This is a genomic window from Pseudomonas sp. GW456-12-1-14-TSB6 (genome assembly GCF_059424205.1).
Map to the genome: position 1 here is coordinate 189,549 of NZ_JBWKZE010000011.1, position 17,792 is coordinate 207,340.

Sequence of the window (17,792 nt, forward strand, 5' to 3'; positions counted from 1 at the left end):
CGGGCAATCCCTGCCCGCGAAGCAGCACCCACTGTCTGCCCGCCAACACAACTGTCCGCACCGCAACAGTGCGCCCGCACTTTCCCGGCGCCCGAAATCGTGACTGGCCGGTCACCATTTTGCGTCACCGAACCCGCCAGACATGCACTTCGTCGGGGCGCCTCCCCTCCCGAAGCCACGGATTTCGTGAGCCTGCAACAGATTGTCGAACAATTCATCCGCTAGCCCTGGCCCGCTCTAGGATCTGGCCTAGACTGGTTTTCGCGGGGTAAAACCGGCCAGTCACAAAGTCAAAAATTCGTCGAAACTTTTGCAGATCGCGGCGGGTCATCTGATAGGCAGGGCCAAAGCGACTGGTTCAAGTCTTGCAATGGCCCCCTCACCCATTCTGCTTGCACGTGTCGGGTAGCGTTTTGCTCACTCATGCGTGGCGTGTTTGCGCCCGGCCACAGGACCTGGCCATGGACATCGCATGTTCAAGACAAGAATCAGATCAAAAAGACGGGAGATTCATATGATCAGTGCGGCATTGGAAATTCAGGGAGAACGGGCTCATCAGCCGATGGGTGAATCGAGCACTTTAAGCGTTCCCGGCAGCCGATCGATCAGCGTCCCGATCACCAAGACACTGACGCCGATAGCCAGTCAGAACCCCAACAAGAAAAAAGTGTTGTTCGTGACCTCGGAAATCGCCGATCTGGTGAAAACCGGCGGTCTGGGAGACGTTTCTGCCGCCCTGCCCCGCGCGATGGCACATCTGCATGACGTGCGGGTGTTGATCCCGGGTTACCCGCAGGTCATGAACAGCGAAAATCCGATTCACATCATCGGTGAACTGGGTGGCCACGCTGCACTGCCACCCTGCAAGATCGGGCGCATGGACATGCCCGACGGTCTGGTCATTTATGTCTTGATCTGCCCTGAACTCTACGCCCGTGACGGTGGCCCGTACGGCGCCAACAATGGTCGCGACTGGCCGGACAACCACATTCGCTTCGCTCGTCTGGGTCTGGCCGCAGCCGATATCGCCGCCAACCTCGCGCAAATCCACTGGTGCCCGGATCTGGTGCACGCCCACGACTGGCCGGCCGGTCTCGCGCCTGCCTATATGCACTGGCGCGGGCAACGCACGCCGACCCTGTTCACCATTCACAACCTGGCCTATCAAGGCGTGACCAGCCTGGGCTCATGCCCCGAACTCGGGATTCCCGCCCATGCCCTGCAACAGGAAGGCATGGAGTTCTACGGCAAAATGTCGTTCCTCAAGGCCGGCATGGCCTATTCGAGCCATATCACCACGGTCAGCGCTACCTACGCGCAGGAAATCACCACACCGGATTTCGGCTGCGGTCTCGACGGTTTTCTCGCCGCCAAGACCCAGCAAGGTTTGCTCAGCGGCATCCCCAACGGCATCGATGAAAGCTGGGACGCCGCCACCGACCCGCACCTGTTCGCACCGTTCGCCATCGGCGACTGGGAAGGCAAAGCGGTCAACGCCGCCCACGTTCGCGAACTGTTTGGCCTGGAACAATCGGAAGGCCCGCTGTTTGCCGTGGTCTCGCGGCTGGTCTATCAAAAAGGCCTCGACCTGACCGAGGCGGTGTCGGAATACATCGTGCAGAACGGTGGCCAGATCGCAATCATCGGCCGTGGCGAGCCGGAAGAAGAACAAGCCATGCGCGAACTGGCGCTGCGCTTCCCCGGCCAGATCGGCGTGCGCATCGGCTTCAACGAAACCGACGCCCGGCGGATGTTCGCCGGCAGCGATTTCCTGCTGATGCCGTCGCGTTATGAGCCGTGCGGTCTGAGTCAGATGTACGCCCAGCGTTTCGGTTCGCTGCCAGTGGCGCGCAACACTGGCGGGCTGGCCGACACCATCGAAAACGGTGTTACCGGTTTCCTGTTCAACGAATCGACCGCCGACAGCTACCGCGAAGCCCTGAGCCGCGCGTTCAAGGTATTTGCCTTTCCCGAACTGCTCAACGCCATGCGCTGCCGGGCAATGGCCGCGCCATTCAACTGGTGCAAGGCGGTCGAACCCTACGCCGAACTCTACGAACAACTGGTGGCCAAGTCGCTGGGAAAAACGCACCACAAATAACCAGGGAGCTTTACAACAATGCCGTCACGGACACCTGAAAGCTGGCCCCACGGCGCGATCATGCTGGATGCCGACCACACACAATTTGCGCTGTGGGCGCCGGATGCGTTTTACGTCAGCGTCGAGCTGGGCAACGGCCAGTCGCTGCCCATGCTGCCCCAGGGCGATGGCTGGTTTGTCATCAAGACCCGCTGCCCTGCCGGCAGCCGCTACCGTTTCAACATCGACGGCGAACTGGAGGTGCCCGACCCGGCCTCCAGGGCGCAGGACGGTGATATCGACCGTCACAGCGTGGTGGTCGATCCCCACGCCTATCCATGGCAGCACGTAACGTGGCGAGGTCGGCCGTGGAATGAAGCGGTGATCTACGAGTTGCATGTGGGTGCGCTAGGCGGATTCGACGAGGTCGAAAAGGATCTGGCCCGATTGGCCGCGCTGGGCATCACCGCTATCGAACTGATGCCGATCGCACAATTCCCCGGCTATCGCAACTGGGGGTATGACGGCGTACTGCATTTTGCGCCACAAGCCTCCTATGGCACTCCGGAACAACTCAAGCATCTGATCGACAGCGCCCATGGCCACGGTCTGGCGGTGATTCTCGACGTGGTCTACAACCATTTCGGTCCGGACGGCAACTACCTGCATCGCTACGCCAAGGGCTTTTTCCGCGAAGACAAACACACCCCGTGGGGCGCGGCCATCGACTTTCGCCGTCGCGAAGTGCGGGACTTCTTCGTCGAAAACGCACTGATGTGGCTGCTGGAATACCGTTTCGACGGTTTGCGCCTGGATGCCGTTCATGCAATAGAAAGTCAGGACTTCCTGCCCGAACTGGCGCAGCGTGTCCGCCAGCAGGTCGACCCTGCCCGTCATGTATGGTTGACCGTCGAGAACGAACTCAACCAATCGAGCCTGCTGGAAGAAAATTACGACGCCCAATGGAATGACGACGGCCATAACGCTTTGCATGTGTTGTTGACGGGCGAAACCGATGCCTACTACGCCGACTACGCTCTGCAACCGACCGAACAACTGGCCCGCTGCCTGAGCCAGGGCTTCGTGTTTCAGGGGCATATCACCCGCCACGGCGAACCACGGGGCGAGCCCAGCGAGCATCTGCCGTCCACTGCCTTCGTACTGTTCCTGCAAAACCATGACCAGATCGGCAACCGTGCCTTCGGCGAGCGCCTGCATCAGTTGGCCGATCCGCGCGCGCTTGAGGCGGCGACGGTGCTGCTGTTGCTGTCGCCGATGATTCCGCTGATGTTCATGGGCGATGAATATGCCGCCGAGCAACCGTTTCTGTTCTTCACCAGCCACCACGGCGAACTGGCGAAACAGGTACGAGAAGGCCGTCGCAACGAGTTCGCTGCATTCAGTGCGTTCACCGACCCGCATAAGCGCGAACGGATACCCGACCCCAACGCCGAATCGACCTTCCACGCCTCGCGGCCAACGCGGTCCGGTAATGGCACACCGCGCCAGCAGGCAACGAATGAGCTCTATCGTCACCTGCTGCAATTGCGTCACCGCTACATCATCCCGAACCTGTCCGGCACCCAGGCCCTTGGCGCGCAGATGTTAGGCCGTGGTGCGGTCAGCGCACGCTGGCGACTGGGCGATGGCAGTGAGTTGCGAATCGACCTGAACCTCAGCGGGACGGCGGTGGTCAACCCTCCACGGACCGGCGCGGTGTGGCTGTTTCAACAGCCCCCCGCTGCCGAGATGTCGGATAAGGGCCTTCTGCCCCCGTATTGCGCGCTCGTCAGCCTCACGGCCGCAACCCCTTTGCCCCCCTTGGATGGAGAGCGCCTATGAGCGATGCGCAACTGGAAATTCTCGCCAGCCGAGCCGGCCTTGCCGTCGACTGGATCGACGCCAACGGGCGAGCCCAAAAAGTCGCCCCGGCCGTGCTTCGCAATGTGCTGATCGGTCTCGGCCACCCCGCCAGCACCGCCCAGGAAATCGACGCCAGCCTGCTTGAACTGCAACAGGCACAGGAAAATCGCCAACTGCCGCCATTGCTCACTGCCGATGTCGGCGTGGGCGTGGATCTGGCCCGCTATTTCGAACCAGAAACCCCTTGTGAGATTCACCTTGAGGATGGCTCGCGCTTGAGCCTGCGGCTTGATGCGGAGTCGATACTGCCCGGAGAGATTCCGGTCGGCTATCAGCAAGTGCACATCGCCGATCAGCAATTCACCCTGGCCGTGGCACCGGAACGCTGCTTCAGCGTGGGTGACGCGGTGGACAGCCCGATCCCGCGCGCGTGGGGCCTGAGCGTGCAGCTTTATGGCCTGCGCCGCCCCGGCGATGGCGGTTTCGGCGACACCCAGGCTTTGGAAGAACTGGCCCGGGTGGCCGGCGAACGCGGCGCCGATGCCTTGGCGATCAGCCCGCTGCACGCGATGTTCAGCGCCGACACCGGGCGCTACAGCCCTTACTCGCCGTCCAGTCGGCTGTTTCTCAATCCGCTGTATGCCGCACCGGGGGCCATACTCGGCGAGCGCGCGCTGCGCGATGCGATTGACGCCGCCGGCCTGACCGATCAGTTCAAGCAACTGGAAAACCTGAAACTGATCGACTGGCCGAAAGCCGCCGTGGCCAAACTGAAACTGCTGCAAGCCTTGTACGACGGTTTCATCAGCGGCGAACACCCGTTGCACGCCGACTTCTCCAGCTTCCGCGATGCGGGCGGCGAAGCGCTGGAAAACCACTGCCGCTTCGAAGCCATCCAGGAAATGCGCGCCGCCCGTGGCGAGAGCCTCGACTGGCGCGAATGGCCGGAACACTGGCACGACCCGCGCGGCGCAGCGCTCGGCGCGTTTGCCGAGGAATACGCCGAGCGCATCAGTTACTTCGCGTTCTGCCAATGGTTGATTCACCGCTGCCTGGAACGTGCCCAGACCGCCGCCCGCAGCGCCGGCATGGGCATCGGCCTGATCGCCGACCTGGCGGTGGGTGCCGACGGCGCCGGCAGCCAGGCCTGGAGTTTTCAGGACGAACTGCTCGCCTCGCTGACCGTCGGTGCGCCTCCGGACATTCTCAATCGCTCCGGACAGGGCTGGGGGATTTCCGCGTTTTCCCCGGAAGGCCTGGTGCGCAACGGTTTTCGCGCGTTTATCGAGATGCTGCGCGCCAACTTCGCCCACGCCGGCGGGCTGCGCATCGACCATGTCATGGGCCTGCAACGGTTATGGGTCATCCCCAACGGTTCCGCCCCGGCAGACGGTGCGTACCTGTATTACCCGGTGGACGACTTGCTGCGTCTGCTGACCCTCGAATCCCATCGTCATCAAGCGATCGTGCTCGGTGAAGACCTCGGCACCGTGCCTGATGGCCTGCGGGAAAAACTGATCGCCCGCGCCATGCTCGGCATGCGCGTGCTGTTGTTCGAACAGGACAACACCCATTTCAAACCGATCCTCGACTGGCCGGACAACGCCCTCGCCACCACCAGCACCCACGATCTGCCGACGCTCAACGGCTGGTGGCATGGCCGCGACATCGACTGGAACGCGCGGCTCGGGCTGGTCGATGCCAACGGCGAAATCGACTGGCGCCGTTACCGCGAACGCGAGCGTGAAGGCCTGCGCAGTGCCTTGAGCCAGGACCCGCAGAACTTTCGCGAGGAATCCCACGAGGCCGATCAGGTGGTCGACGCCGCTGTGCGTTTCCTCGGCCACACCCGCGCGCCGCTTGTATTGCTGCCGCTGGAAGATGCGCTGGGGCTCGACGAACAGGCCAACCTGCCCGGCACCATCGACACCCACCCGAACTGGTCACGCCGCTTGCCGGCCACCAGTGAGACGCTGCTCGACGGTGTCGACGCCGCAAGACGCCTGGAACTATTGGCGTGTGCCCGCCTTCAGGCAGCCGAGCGTGACCAATGAGTGCATTGCCTATCCCGACACTGCGCGCCACGGTCCGCCTGCAATTTCATCGCGGTTTTACCCTCGATCAGGCGGTACCGCTGGTGCCGTATTTCGCCCGACTCGGCATCAGCCACATTTATGCCTCGCCGCTGCTGGCCGCGCGCGCCGGCTCCATGCATGGTTACGACGTGGTCGACCCGACCCGGGTCAATCCGGAACTTGGCGGCGAGCCAGCCTTGCGTCGTCTGGTCGCCAGCCTGCGCGAGCACGGTATGGGGCTGATCCTCGACATCGTCTCCAATCACATGGCAGTCGGTGGCGGGGACAACCCGTGGTGGCTAGACCTGCTCGAATGGGGACGGCTCAGCCCCTACGGCGAGTTCTTCGACATTCAGTGGCACTCGCCCGACCCATTGATGGAAGGCCAGTTGCTGTTGCCGTTTCTCGGCAGTGACTATGGCGTCGCGTTGCAGGACGCGACCCTGCCGCTGGTGTTCAGCGCCGAGAGCGGCACCTTCCACGTCGAGCATTACGAGCATCACTTCCCGATCTGCCCCGGCGATTACGGCGAACTGCTCAAAGCCGATGACACCTCGAACGAAGCGCTCAAAGCCCTCGCCGACCGCTTCAGCGCGCTCAGTTATCAGACCGACGCCCGCTCGCTGGCCCTCCCGCTCAAGGAAGAACTTCAGCAACTGGCCAGCGACCCCGACGTTCTACAAGCAATTGAGCGCAACCTGACGCACTACGATTCGAAGACCGAAGAAGGTTTTCAGCGCCTGCATCAATTGCTGGAGCGGCAAAGCTATCGCCTGGCGAGCTGGCGCACCGCGGCGGATGACATCAACTGGCGGCGTTTCTTCGACATCAACGAACTCGGCGGTTTGCGGGTCGAGCGTCCGGCGGTGTTTGAAGCGACCCACGGCAAGATCTTCCAGTTGATCGGCGAAGGCCTGATCGACGGCCTGCGCATCGACCACATCGACGGCCTCGCCGACCCGCGCAGTTACTGCCGCAAACTGCGCCGCCGCCTCAACCACCTGGCACCGGGCCGACACTTGCCGATCTACGTCGAGAAGATTCTCGGCGACGGCGAAACCCTGCCCACCGACTGGGCCGTGGACGGCAGCACCGGTTACGAATTCATGAACCAGCTGTCACTGCTGCAACACGACCCGGACGGCGAACATGTGCTCGGTGACTTGTGGCAACGCCGTACCGAGCGCCCCGCCGCGTTCATCGAAGAAGCCCAACTGGCGCGCCAGCAGATCCTCAACGGCTCGCTGGCCAGCGATTGCGAAAGCGTCGCCCAGGCCCTGCTGCAAGTGGCACGCGACGACCTGATGACCCGCGACCTTACGCTCGGCTCGATCCGCCGGGTGTTGCAGGCGCTGATCGTGCACTTCCCGGTCTATCGCACCTACATCACCCCGATGGGCCGCTCGGCCCGGGACGAGGTGTTTTTCCAGCAGGCCATGGACGGTGCACGGCAGACATTGAGCGAAGCCGATTGGCCAGTGCTGGACTCCGTAGCCGGTTGGCTCGGTGGTCAGCCATGGCGGCGCAAACCCCGTGGGCGCTCGCGCAAAATCCTGCGCCATGCCTGCGTGCGCTTTCAACAGCTCACTTCGCCGGCCGCCGCCAAAGCGGTGGAAGACACCGCGCTGTATCGCTCGGCGGTGCTGCTGTCGCGCAATGACGTCGGCTACAACACCGAACAGTTCAGTGCGCCGGTCAGCGACTTTCACGCGGTGAACCTGCAACGTCTGGAGAGTTTTCCCGACAATCTGTTGGCCACCGCCACCCACGACCACAAACGCGGGGAAGACACCCGCGCGCGGCTGGCCGTGCTCAGCGAGCGCAGCAATTGGTACGCCGAACAGATCGAGCTGTGGCGCGCCCTCGCCCGTCCGCTGCGCAATGACGATCAGCTGCCGTCGTCTGCGGACGAACTGATCCTTTATCAGGCGCTGCTCGGCAGTTGGCCGCTGGAATTGCGTGACGACGATCAGGCCGGTTTCGCCGACTACGCCAAACGTGTCTGGCAGTGGCAGCAGAAAGCCCTGCGCGAAGCCAAGCTGCAAAGCAGCTGGAGCGCGCCGAACGAAGCCTACGAAAACGCAGCCCAGGCGTTCACCGAACAACTGCTGCTGGCTCCTGAAGGCGAACTGCTGCGCGGAGCGCTGGCCAAGACCGTCAACAACATCGCCGCCGCCGGCGCCCTCAACGGTCTGGCGCAAACCTTGCTGCGCATGACGGTGCCGGGAGTGCCGGACTTGTATCAAGGCAACGAGTTCTGGGACTTCAGCATGGTCGACCCGGACAACCGCCGGCCAGTGGACTACGTCGCCAGGCAACAGGCGCTGGAGGCACCGGGACCGGTCCAGGAACTGTTGGTGAACTGGCGCGACGGGCGAATCAAGCAAGCTTTGATCGCCGAGGTGCTGCGCCTGCGCGCCGACCACACCGAGTTGTTTCGCCAGGGTTCGTACCAGGCCCTCGAGGTGCTGGGCAGCCAGGCGCACAACGTGCTCGCGTTTGCCCGCGAGCATGGGGAGCGACGGATCATCGTGATCGTGCCGATCCGTTGCGCAACACTGCTGGAAAACAGTGCCCTACCCATGGTCGATGCGCTGCGCTGGGGCGATACACGGGTGGTTTTACCGTTCGACGCCTCTGACGAAAATCCGAAGGGACTTTTTTCGAGCACCGCAGTCACAAAAAACAGGGAGCTGCAGGTCAGCGCCGCGCTGGGGGATTTCCCGGTCAATCTGCTTATCCAACACGTCTAGCAGCATGAGTTCAGTTCAGGAGCATTGCGATGAGTACCGACGATAAACGCATCCGCGAATTCGCCTATCAGATCTGGGAATCCGAAGGAAAACCCGAGGGCCAGGAAGCCCGCCACTGGGAGATGGCGCGCAAGCTCGCCGAAGCCGAGGCGCTGGCACCGAAAAAATCGCCCAAGGCTGCCGGCAGTAAAACCGCCGGCAAGACCGCCACCAGCAAAGCAGTCGATGGCAAGGCACCCGCTGCCAAACCCAAGGCCACGACGGCCAAGGCCAAGCCTGCCAGTGCCGCGAAAGTGATTCCCCCGGGCGAAAAAGCCACCGAGAAAAAGCCCCGCGCGCCGCGCAAGCCGCCTGCGGTCTGACACGTCCAAAACCATTGATTTGAATAACCGTGTGGCGGGTTCGCCCGCCACCGAGGGCGCACTCGTCCTCGAAAAATGCCCATCCCCGATTTTATTGCAGGAGCACCTATGACCCGTCCAAAGAAAGCCGAGCCCGCCGCGCACGCCGAACCCTCGCGCATCCGTGAAGGCCTGCCCTTCCCGCTCGGCGCGACCTGGGATGGTCTGGGGGTGAATTTTGCGCTGTTTTCCGCCAACGCCACCCGGGTCGAGCTGTGCATTTTCGACGATGCCGGCGAAGTTGAGCTCGAACGCATCGAGCTACCGGAGTACACCGACGAGATCTACCACGGCTACCTGCCCGATGCGCATCCGGGACTGATTTACGGTTACCGGGTCTACGGACCGTACGACCCGGCCAACGGCCACCGCTTCAACCACAACAAGTTGCTGATCGACCCCTATGCCAAGCAATTGGTGGGCGAGTTGAAATGGTCCGAGGCGCTGTTCGGCTACACCATCGGCCACCCGGACGCCGACCTCAGTTTCGACGAGCGCGACAGCGCGCCTTTCGTTCCCAAGTGCAAGGTCATCGACCCGGCCCACACCTGGGGCCACGACCAGCGCGTCAGCGTGCCGTGGGACAAGACCATCATTTACGAGACCCACGTGCGCGGTATCAGCATGCGCCACCCTTCGGTGCCGGAGAATGTGCGCGGCACGTTTGCCGGGTTGATGGTCGACGATGTGCTGGAGCACATCCGCAAACTCGGGGTGTCGACCGTCGAACTGTTGCCGATCCATGCCTTCGTCAATGACCAGCACTTGCTGCACAAGGGCATGACCAATTACTGGGGCTACAACAGCATCGCGTTCTTCGCCCCGGATCCGCGCTATCTGGCCAGCGGCAAGATTGCCGAGTTCAAGGAAATGGTCGCGCACCTGCACGACGCCAATCTCGAAGTGATTCTCGACGTGGTCTACAACCACACCGCCGAAGGCAACGAGCAAGGCCCGACCCTGTCGATGCGCGGGATCGACAACGCCTCGTACTACCGTTTGATGCCGGACGACAAGCGCTTCTACATCAACGATTCCGGCACCGGCAACACCCTGGATCTGAGCCATCCGTGCGTGCTGCAAATGGTCACCGACTCGCTGCGCTACTGGGCCAGTGAAATGCACGTCGACGGCTTCCGCTTCGACCTGGCGACCATCCTCGGTCGCTATCACGACGGTTTCGACGAACGCCACAGTTTCCTCGTGGCCTGCCGCCAGGATCCGGTGCTGCGTCAGGTGAAAATGATCGCCGAGCCCTGGGACTGTGGCCCCGGCGGTTATCAGGTCGGCAATTTCCCGCCGGGCTGGGTCGAGTGGAACGACAAGTTCCGCGACACCGTGCGTGCCTTCTGGAAAGGCGACGACGGCCAACTCGCCGACTTCGCCAGCCGCATGACCGCCTCCGGGGAAATGTTCAACCAGCGCGGTCGCCGGCCTTATTCGTCGGTCAACTTTGTCACTGCTCACGACGGTTTTACCCTCAACGATCTGGTGTCGTACAACGACAAACACAACGAGGCCAACGACGAAAACAATCAGGACGGCAGCAACAACAACCTGTCCTGGAACCACGGCGTCGAAGGGCCCACCGACGATCCGGAAATCAATGCGCTGCGCCACCGGCAGATGCGCAATTTCTTCGCCACCCTGCTGCTGTCCCAAGGCACGCCGATGCTGGTGGCCGGTGACGAATTCGCTCGTACCCAGGACGGCAACAACAATGCCTACTGCCAGGACAGCGAGATCGGCTGGGTCAACTGGGACCTGAGCGAGGACGGCAAGGCGCTGCTTAAATTCGTCAAACGCCTGATCAAGTTGCGCCTGGCGTATCCGATCCTGCGCCGCGGGCGGTTCCTGGTCGGCGAATACAACGAGGACATCGGCGTCAAGGACGTGACCTGGCTTGCGCCGGACGCCACGGAAATGACCACCGAACACTGGCATGACGCGCAGAATCGCTGCATGGGCATGTTGCTTGACGGTCGCGCCCAGGAAACCGGGATCCGCCGCAAGGGTGGCGACGCCACGTTGCTGCTGGTGGTCAACGCCCATCACGACATCGTCAACTTCACCTTGCCGGAAGTGCCTGAAGGCAGTTTCTGGACGTGCATGATCGATACCAACCAGCCATCAATCCGTGGCCAGGAGCGTTTTGAGTTCGGTCACGAGTACTCGGTCACCGGACGCTCGCTGCTGCTGTTTGAACTGCAACGCGAAGAAGAGGACTGACATGGACTTGCCCGTCTATCTCTCACGGCACGCGCCGGACTACCGCGACACTGCCGCCCTCGGCCTGTGTCTGCGGCAACTGGTCGAGGCCGGCCTTGATCGCCTGCCGCTACCCGGCAGCGGTCGTACGCTGGAGCGCTGGCAACGGCTGTCCGAGGTCGGTGGGCATGATCTGGGGCTGTGCAAACTCTACGAAGGCCATACCGATGCGTTGGCAATCATCGAGCAGCTCGGTGGCTCGCCGACGCCCGGGAGCACGTGGGGCATGTGGGCCGCCGAACCACCGCAGGCGCGGGTTCGGGTCAGCCGTTCCGGGCAAATGGTGCGGCTGAATGGACGCAAGGCCTGGTGTTCCGGGGCGGCGGTGCTCAGTCATGCCCTGCTGACAGCGTGGGATAAGGACGAGCGTCAGCAACTGGTGGCCGTGGCCCTCGACCAACCGGGGGTGACCGTCACCGATCAAGGCTGGCAAGCGGTCGGCATGGCCGCCACCGGCAGCGTCGAGGTGCTGTTCGATGAGGTCGAGGCCCAGGCGATCGGCGATCCTGGCGACTACCTGCAACGTCCGGGTTTCTGGCATGGCGGGATCGGGATCGCCGCGTGCTGGTACGGCGCCGCGAGGGAAATCGGTGAACAGCTGCGCCAGCAATGTGCCCGACGTGAAGAACCTCATTCGCTGGCCAGTCTCGGTGCCGTCGACAGCGCCTTGCACGCCGCAGCTCAAGCGCTGCGCGTCAGTGCGCTGGACATCGACAGCAATCCCCACGCCAACGCCGAGTTGCTGGCCCGCCGTGTACGCGCCGTGGTCGAAGATGCCGCCGAACAGGTCATTCGCGAGACAGGTCGGGCGCTCGGTGCCGGGCCGTTCTGCAAGGATCCGCACTTTGCCCGCCTGGCGGCCGACCTGCCGGTGTATCTGCGCCAGAGCCACGCCGAACGGGATCTGGCAGTACTGGGCCAACTGGCTGCGCAGCAACCACGCGAGGGTTGGGCCCTATGAAGCGCAATCCGATCATCGGTGAAGGAACCTCTTTGCATGAGTGGCAGGGCTCGCGTCATCTGGCAGCGGTGGAGAGCATCGACATTCTCGACCTGGTTCCGCCGGGATCCCGGGCCGTGGTGATCGCACCGCACCCGGATGATGAAGTGCTCGGTTGCGGCGGGCTGTTGCAACAGCTCGCAGCGGCGGGCCGCACCCTGCAACTGATTTCGGTCACCGATGGCAGCGCCAGTCACCCTGGCTCGGAGCGCTGGCCGGTGGAGCGCCTGAGCGTGGTGCGCCCGCAGGAGTCCGCCGAGGCCCTGCGTCGCCTTGGCCTGCCCATGCATCAGGTGCAATGGCTGCGCGGCGGATTCCCCGACACTCAGGTCGCCGCGCGCGAGTCGATGCTGTGTGACTACTTGACCCGCTACCTGCAACCCGACGACGTGATCTTCACCACCTGGCGCGAAGACGGCCACAGCGACCATGAGGCCGTCGGCCGCGCCAGCGTCGAAGCAGCGTACCGCGTGGGTGCGATTTGCCACGAGCTGCCGGTCTGGACCTGGCACTGGGCGACGCCGGAAGACGCCATCGTGCCCTGGGAGCGGGCGCGCAAAATCCTGCTCAGCCCGGCGCAGGTCGCGCGCAAGCGTCACGCGGTGCACGCCTTCGCCAGTCAGCTGGAAGGCGATCCCGACGCAGGCCTGCCACCGGTGCTCGCGCCCTATGTCATCGACCGTTTGCTGCAACCGTTCGAGGTGGTCTTTCTATGAGTGTCGAGGATCGCTATTTCGAAGGCCTGTTCGCCGGTAATAACGACCCCTGGGGCTTCCGCCAGCGCTGGTACGAGCAGCGCAAACGCCTTGTCACCCTGGCGGCCCTGTCCCGCCCGCATTACAAGGCGATCTTCGAGCCCGGTTGTGCCAACGGCGAACTGAGTGCCGCGCTGGCCGAGCGCTGCGATCGGCTGTTGTGCTGCGACACCAGCGCCGCCGCAGCCAATCTGGCGCGTACCCGGCTGAGCCTGTTCGACCACGCCGAGGTGCGGCAGGGTCGCCTCCCTGTTGACTGGCCTGAGGAAAAATTCGACCTGATCGTCTTCAGCGAAATCGGCTACTACCTGGACCGGCAGGATCTGACAGAGGTCATCCATCGCATCAGCGATTCATTGGCCGCGGACGGTCAATTGCTGGCCTGTCACTGGCGCCCGCCCATCGATGGCTGCCCGCTCAATGCTCGCCAGGTCCATGACCTGATTCACGAACAGCTGCACATGCCACGACTGGTCCTGCATCAGGAGGCAGATTTCCTGCTGGAAGTCTGGAGCCGCGAACCGCGTTCGGTGGCCGCGCTGGAGGGGTTGCGATGATTGGCATCCTGATCCCTGCGCACAACGAAGAAGAATGGCTCGATGACTGCCTGCACGCCGCACTGCGGGCTGGCGGACATCCCATGCTGGCGGGTGAGCCGGTGGAAATTCTGGTGGTTCTGGACAGTTGCACCGATCGTTCGGCGCACATCGTCAGCCAATACCCGGTGCAAGCTTTGAGCATCAAAGCGCGCAATGTCGGCCAGGCGCGGGCCATCGGTGCGCAGCAATTGCTTGAGCGCGGTGCGCGCTGGATTTCCTGCTCCGACGCCGACAGCCGCGTAGCGGAGGATTGGCTGGTGGCGCAACTGGGGCTGGGCACCGATGCCGTGTGCGGCACGGTGACGGTCGAGCGCTGGCATGACGGGTTCGATGAAGCAGCGCAGATTCGTTATCACGGTCATTACCAGCCCTGTGAGGGTCACCGGCACATCCATGGCGCCAATCTGGGTGTCAGCGCACAAGCCTACGTCCGCGCCGGCGGCTTCGAGCCGTTGTCCTGCGATGAAGACGTGCAGCTGGTGCGACAACTGGAGCGTTCAGGGGCCAGCATCGCCTGGAGTCATCGCCCGCAAGTCATCACGAGCGCCCGTCTGGACAGCCGCGCACGCGGCGGTTTTGGCGACTATCTGCGACAGTTGGCACAGACTGAATAAAAAAAAGCGGATCAGATTGATCTGTGACGCGACGAACCGCCCGTCTTGAGCAATACTCTGCTGCGCAGCAATCCAGGGTTCGGAGCGCTGCAGGGCTATCCACCAGCCTTCACGGGTCGTACACGCCTGGCAGCATCACGGCGCGGACGACTGAGGGCGTGACACAACAAGGACGTATCACTCATGAAACCGTTATCCCTCAGCGAAAACGGCCTGCCGGCGCAGATCTGGAACAGCGCCCCGCAGCTCGACAACATTCCCGTCATCAATACCCACACCTTGGTGCCACCCGGCGCCCGTGCCGTGGTCATCGCCCCGCACCCCGGTGATGAAGTGGTGACCTGCGGCGGTTTGCTGCAACTGCTTTCCAGCCTCGGTCATCCCTTGCAACTGCTGTCGATCACCGATGGCAGCGCCAGTCATCCGGGCTCGCGCCAGTGGTCGGAAAAACGCCTGAGCGTGTTCCGTCCGCAGGAAAGCGTCGAAGCCCTGCGCCGCCTCGGTTTGCCGATGCACAGCCTGAAATGGGTGCGCGGTGGTTTCACTGACAACGCCCTGCACGATCAGGAATCTCAATTGACCGAATTCATCGCCCGCTATCTGCGCCCCGGTGATGTGGTCTTCAGCACCTGGTGCGAAGATGGCACCGCTGATCATGAAGTGGTCGGTCGGGCCAGCGCGAAGGCTGCACAACTGGCCGGTGCAACCTACCATGATGTCCCGGTCTGGGCCTGGCACTGGCCGGAACGCGATCAGGGACAGATTCCGTGGCATCGCGCACGCAAGCTGCGCCTCGACACCTGGACCGTTGCGCGCAAGAGCCACGCCACCCACGCCTACGCCAGCCAGCTCAATGGCGAACCGGCGATCGGTATCGCGCCGCTGCTGCCCAAGTCAATTCTGGAGCGTATGCGCCTGCCCTACGAGATCGTCTTCGTCGATTGACTGTCCATCGGGCGCGGGCAGCCAGTCAAAGTGAACTGCCCGCGCCCGGATCAGTCGCATGAACAGGCAGTCATGATTCAGAGGAGTGAACGTGTCCAGCGATCCCAAGCGTCATGTCGTCGACGCGCAGATTTCCACCCCGTCCTCCATCCATCGCCTGCGGGTGCTGACGGTCAACACGCACAAGGGTTTCACCGCGCTCAATCGACGTTTCATCCTTCCGGAACTGCGTGAAGCGGTGCGCAGCACCTCAGCCGATCTGGTGTTTCTGCAGGAAGTGGTGGGCGAACACGAGCGGCATTCCAGCCGCTACCACGAATGGCCGCAGACCTCGCAGTACGAATTCCTCGCCGACAGCATGTGGAGTGACTTTGCCTACGGCCGCAATGCGGTCTATCCCGATGGCCATCACGGCAACGCCCTGTTGTCGAAATACCCGATCCGCGAATATCGCAACCTCGACGTCTCGATCACCGGCCCGGAACGGCGCGGGCTGTTGCACTGCGTACTGGATGTGCCGGGGCATGCCGAAGTGCATGCCATCTGCGTACACCTGAGCCTGCTCGAAAGCCATCGGCAATTGCAGTTGCAGTTGCTTTGTCAGTTGCTCGAATCCCTGCCCGACGACGCGCCAGTGATCATCGCCGGCGACTTCAATGACTGGCAGTTGCAGGGCAACGTCGCCCTCGCCCGCCGCGACTACCTGCACGAAGCCTTCGAACGCCATCACGGCCGCCCGGCCAAGACTTATCCCGCGCGTTTCCCGCTGCTGCGACTGGATCGGATCTACCTGCGCAATGCCAGCAGCCACGACCCGCAGATCCTCGGCAACAAACCGTGGACGCATCTTTCGGATCATTTGCCGCTGGCGGTTGAAGTGCATTTATAGCGCGATACTGACAGCTGTCCTTACATACGCAACGATGCGAAATTGGTCGCCAGGCCCGGTTTCGCAGACCGACTGTCGGTTGCGAAAGATCTCTGCCTCACGGCTTCCACAGCGTTTAGCTCTACAAACAAGAACTTAGATAAGTGCGGAAAAACAAAAACTTGCATCACCCGTTTTGACCCGACCGCTCATCGTCCAATTTCTTGACGCAAGGGCTGGGGTCTTCTTAGCTCTACCTTACTACCCCCGGAAATACTACTCGGGGCGAACCCCAGGTTACTCGTCAAAACGGGCGGCCACGGGTTCGCCACGCTCCATTCGGTCGCCCCTCGTTCGGGGTAGGAGAGACGCCAAGGCGAGATACCACATGCGCTAGCAAGGTAGAACTCCATGAAAACCTCACTCACCTCACAAGAGATCAAAGTTACGTTCTGCACTGTTTCAAGTTCTATCTTGCTGTGCTCGTCCATGGAGGCGCAGGCGGGTCCTGTGGCGGACGAGGCGACGCCCTGGTATCGCCAGGACATTCCCGTCATGACCCTCCCCGCCACGGTCGTGACTCCGGGCCCGCAACGGCTCAGCCCACAGCCGGACCTGCGCGGTACAAAGCTGATTACCGAAGACCTCGCCCCCTCGGCCTGGGAGCAGCTTTACGGTCCGACGTCCCGTCAGGCGCAAACCGACGTCCTCAGCCCGGGCTTCGCCATACCCGGCACCGGTGACTTCAAGGGACCCGCCGTGCTGACCTTGAAAAGCAGCAGCGGCCACACCCAGCAAGTCGGCCTGATCGGCGGTGTGAATCAGATCAGGGGCAATGGCAACGGCCTGATCACCAGCCGCGCCCTCGCCGACCCGACCACCGACACCCTCAACCTGCAAGGCCAGAGCCTGGGCGCTTACTACAGCCTGATTGGCCCACAAGGCTGGCACGTCGATCTGTCGGCCAGTGGCGGCCGGGTCAGCGGTTTCAGCCGTAACGAGCAAGGCGCACGCCTGGCCACCGAAGGCAGCGCGATGACGCTTTCGGTGGAAGGCGGATTCCCGATCGGTCTGGGGGAAAACTGGGTCGTTGAACCGCAGGCGCAATTGATCAATCAGCGCATCACCCTCGACACGCCCTATGCGGGCTCGGGCAATGCGTCTTCCAGCGACATTTCATCGTGGAGCGGTCGGGTCGGTGCGCGTTTGAAAGGTAGCTATGACCTGAACGGTTTGCCCGTCGAGCCCTACGTGCGCACGAACTTGTGGCACACGGTGTATACCGGCAACACGGTGACGCTGGATCAGGTGGACAAGATCAGCAGCAGCCGCAAGTCCTCGACGGTGGAAGTCGGCCTGGGGCTGGTGGCGAGAATGACGCCGACGGTGAGCCTGTACGTCAGCGCCGATTACAGCAGCGACGTGGACGACAACGACTTGAACGGGTTGATTGGCAGCCTGGGGATCCGGATGCGCTGGTAACTTCTTCTGCATGATCGTTCCCACGCTCTGCGTGGGAATGCAGCCCGGGACGCTCCGCGTCCCTTCCAGAGCTGGAACGCGGAGCGTCC

The 17,792-nt window shown here is 62.8% G+C and carries 13 protein-coding genes; all 13 read left to right on the top strand.

Annotated elements, in window-relative coordinates:
* Positions 1 to 514 precede the first annotated feature (514 nt).
* Complete coding sequence (glgA, locus tag AC07Y2_RS13125; RefSeq protein WP_039768136.1) at positions 515 to 2,101, top strand: glycogen synthase GlgA; 1,587 nt, start codon at positions 515 to 517, stop codon at positions 2,099 to 2,101.
* Between the two features lie 18 nt (positions 2,102 to 2,119).
* Positions 2,120 to 3,922: a malto-oligosyltrehalose trehalohydrolase gene (gene treZ, locus AC07Y2_RS13130; RefSeq protein WP_039768135.1), complete on the top strand. Its 1,803-nt coding sequence runs from the start codon at positions 2,120 to 2,122 to the stop codon at positions 3,920 to 3,922.
* Positions 3,919 to 5,997, top strand: a complete 2,079-nt coding sequence (gene malQ, locus AC07Y2_RS13135) for a 4-alpha-glucanotransferase (RefSeq protein ID WP_103386151.1) — start codon at positions 3,919 to 3,921, stop codon at positions 5,995 to 5,997. Before treZ ends, malQ begins: the two co-directional genes overlap by 4 nt.
* Positions 5,994 to 8,771 (top strand): malto-oligosyltrehalose synthase, encoded by a 2,778-nt coding sequence (locus AC07Y2_RS13140; RefSeq protein WP_103386152.1) that lies wholly within the window; start codon positions 5,994 to 5,996, stop codon positions 8,769 to 8,771. The genes malQ and AC07Y2_RS13140 overlap by 4 nt, the downstream gene beginning before the upstream one ends.
* A 29-nt stretch (positions 8,772 to 8,800) precedes the next feature.
* Positions 8,801 to 9,133, top strand: a complete 333-nt coding sequence (locus tag AC07Y2_RS13145; RefSeq protein WP_103386153.1) for a DUF2934 domain-containing protein — start codon at positions 8,801 to 8,803, stop codon at positions 9,131 to 9,133.
* Between the two features lie 108 nt (positions 9,134 to 9,241).
* Complete coding sequence (gene glgX, locus AC07Y2_RS13150; protein ID WP_039768131.1) at positions 9,242 to 11,401, top strand: glycogen debranching protein GlgX; 2,160 nt, start codon at positions 9,242 to 9,244, stop codon at positions 11,399 to 11,401.
* A gap of 1 nt (position 11,402) precedes the next feature.
* Complete coding sequence (locus tag AC07Y2_RS13155) at positions 11,403 to 12,401, top strand: acyl-CoA dehydrogenase family protein (RefSeq protein ID WP_103386154.1); 999 nt, start codon at positions 11,403 to 11,405, stop codon at positions 12,399 to 12,401.
* Positions 12,398 to 13,156, top strand: coding sequence for a PIG-L deacetylase family protein (locus tag AC07Y2_RS13160; protein WP_085646459.1), 759 nt, complete (start codon positions 12,398 to 12,400; stop codon positions 13,154 to 13,156). Before AC07Y2_RS13155 ends, AC07Y2_RS13160 begins: the two co-directional genes overlap by 4 nt.
* Positions 13,153 to 13,752, top strand: a complete 600-nt coding sequence (locus AC07Y2_RS13165; protein WP_103386155.1) for a class I SAM-dependent methyltransferase — start codon at positions 13,153 to 13,155, stop codon at positions 13,750 to 13,752. Before AC07Y2_RS13160 ends, AC07Y2_RS13165 begins: the two co-directional genes overlap by 4 nt.
* Positions 13,749 to 14,408, top strand: a complete 660-nt coding sequence (locus AC07Y2_RS13170) for a glycosyltransferase family 2 protein (RefSeq protein ID WP_103386156.1) — start codon at positions 13,749 to 13,751, stop codon at positions 14,406 to 14,408. Before AC07Y2_RS13165 ends, AC07Y2_RS13170 begins: the two co-directional genes overlap by 4 nt.
* 183 nt (positions 14,409 to 14,591) lie before the next feature.
* A complete protein-coding gene (locus tag AC07Y2_RS13175) occupies positions 14,592 to 15,353 on the top strand; it encodes a PIG-L deacetylase family protein (protein ID WP_039768126.1) in 762 nt (253 codons plus the stop codon).
* A 91-nt stretch (positions 15,354 to 15,444) separates the two neighbouring features.
* Complete coding sequence (locus AC07Y2_RS13180; RefSeq protein WP_085667258.1) at positions 15,445 to 16,242, top strand: endonuclease/exonuclease/phosphatase family protein; 798 nt, start codon at positions 15,445 to 15,447, stop codon at positions 16,240 to 16,242.
* 390 nt (positions 16,243 to 16,632) lie between these two features.
* On the top strand, positions 16,633 to 17,703 hold the full coding sequence (locus AC07Y2_RS13185; protein WP_039768125.1) for an autotransporter outer membrane beta-barrel domain-containing protein: 1,071 nt from the start codon (positions 16,633 to 16,635) through the stop codon (positions 17,701 to 17,703).
* Positions 17,704 to 17,792 lie beyond the last annotated feature (89 nt).

Excerpts from the sequence above, each read along its gene's own strand:
- AC07Y2_RS13155 (WP_103386154.1), top strand. The coding sequence starts at position 11,403 with ATGGACTTGCCCGTCTATCTCTCACGGCACGCGCCGGACTACCGCGAC.
- glgA (WP_039768136.1), top strand. The coding sequence starts at position 515 with ATGATCAGTGCGGCATTGGAAATTCAGGGAGAACGGGCTCATCAGCCG.
- AC07Y2_RS13140 (WP_103386152.1), top strand. The coding sequence starts at position 5,994 with ATGAGTGCATTGCCTATCCCGACACTGCGCGCCACGGTCCGCCTGCAA.
- AC07Y2_RS13160 (WP_085646459.1), top strand. The coding sequence starts at position 12,398 with ATGAAGCGCAATCCGATCATCGGTGAAGGAACCTCTTTGCATGAGTGG.
- AC07Y2_RS13185 (WP_039768125.1), top strand. The coding sequence starts at position 16,633 with ATGAAAACCTCACTCACCTCACAAGAGATCAAAGTTACGTTCTGCACT.
- treZ (WP_039768135.1), top strand. The coding sequence starts at position 2,120 with ATGCCGTCACGGACACCTGAAAGCTGGCCCCACGGCGCGATCATGCTG.
- glgX (WP_039768131.1), top strand. The coding sequence starts at position 9,242 with ATGACCCGTCCAAAGAAAGCCGAGCCCGCCGCGCACGCCGAACCCTCG.
- AC07Y2_RS13145 (WP_103386153.1), top strand. The coding sequence starts at position 8,801 with ATGAGTACCGACGATAAACGCATCCGCGAATTCGCCTATCAGATCTGG.
- AC07Y2_RS13165 (WP_103386155.1), top strand. The coding sequence starts at position 13,153 with ATGAGTGTCGAGGATCGCTATTTCGAAGGCCTGTTCGCCGGTAATAAC.
- AC07Y2_RS13175 (WP_039768126.1), top strand. The coding sequence starts at position 14,592 with ATGAAACCGTTATCCCTCAGCGAAAACGGCCTGCCGGCGCAGATCTGG.
- malQ (WP_103386151.1), top strand. The coding sequence starts at position 3,919 with ATGAGCGATGCGCAACTGGAAATTCTCGCCAGCCGAGCCGGCCTTGCC.
- AC07Y2_RS13170 (WP_103386156.1), top strand. The coding sequence starts at position 13,749 with ATGATTGGCATCCTGATCCCTGCGCACAACGAAGAAGAATGGCTCGAT.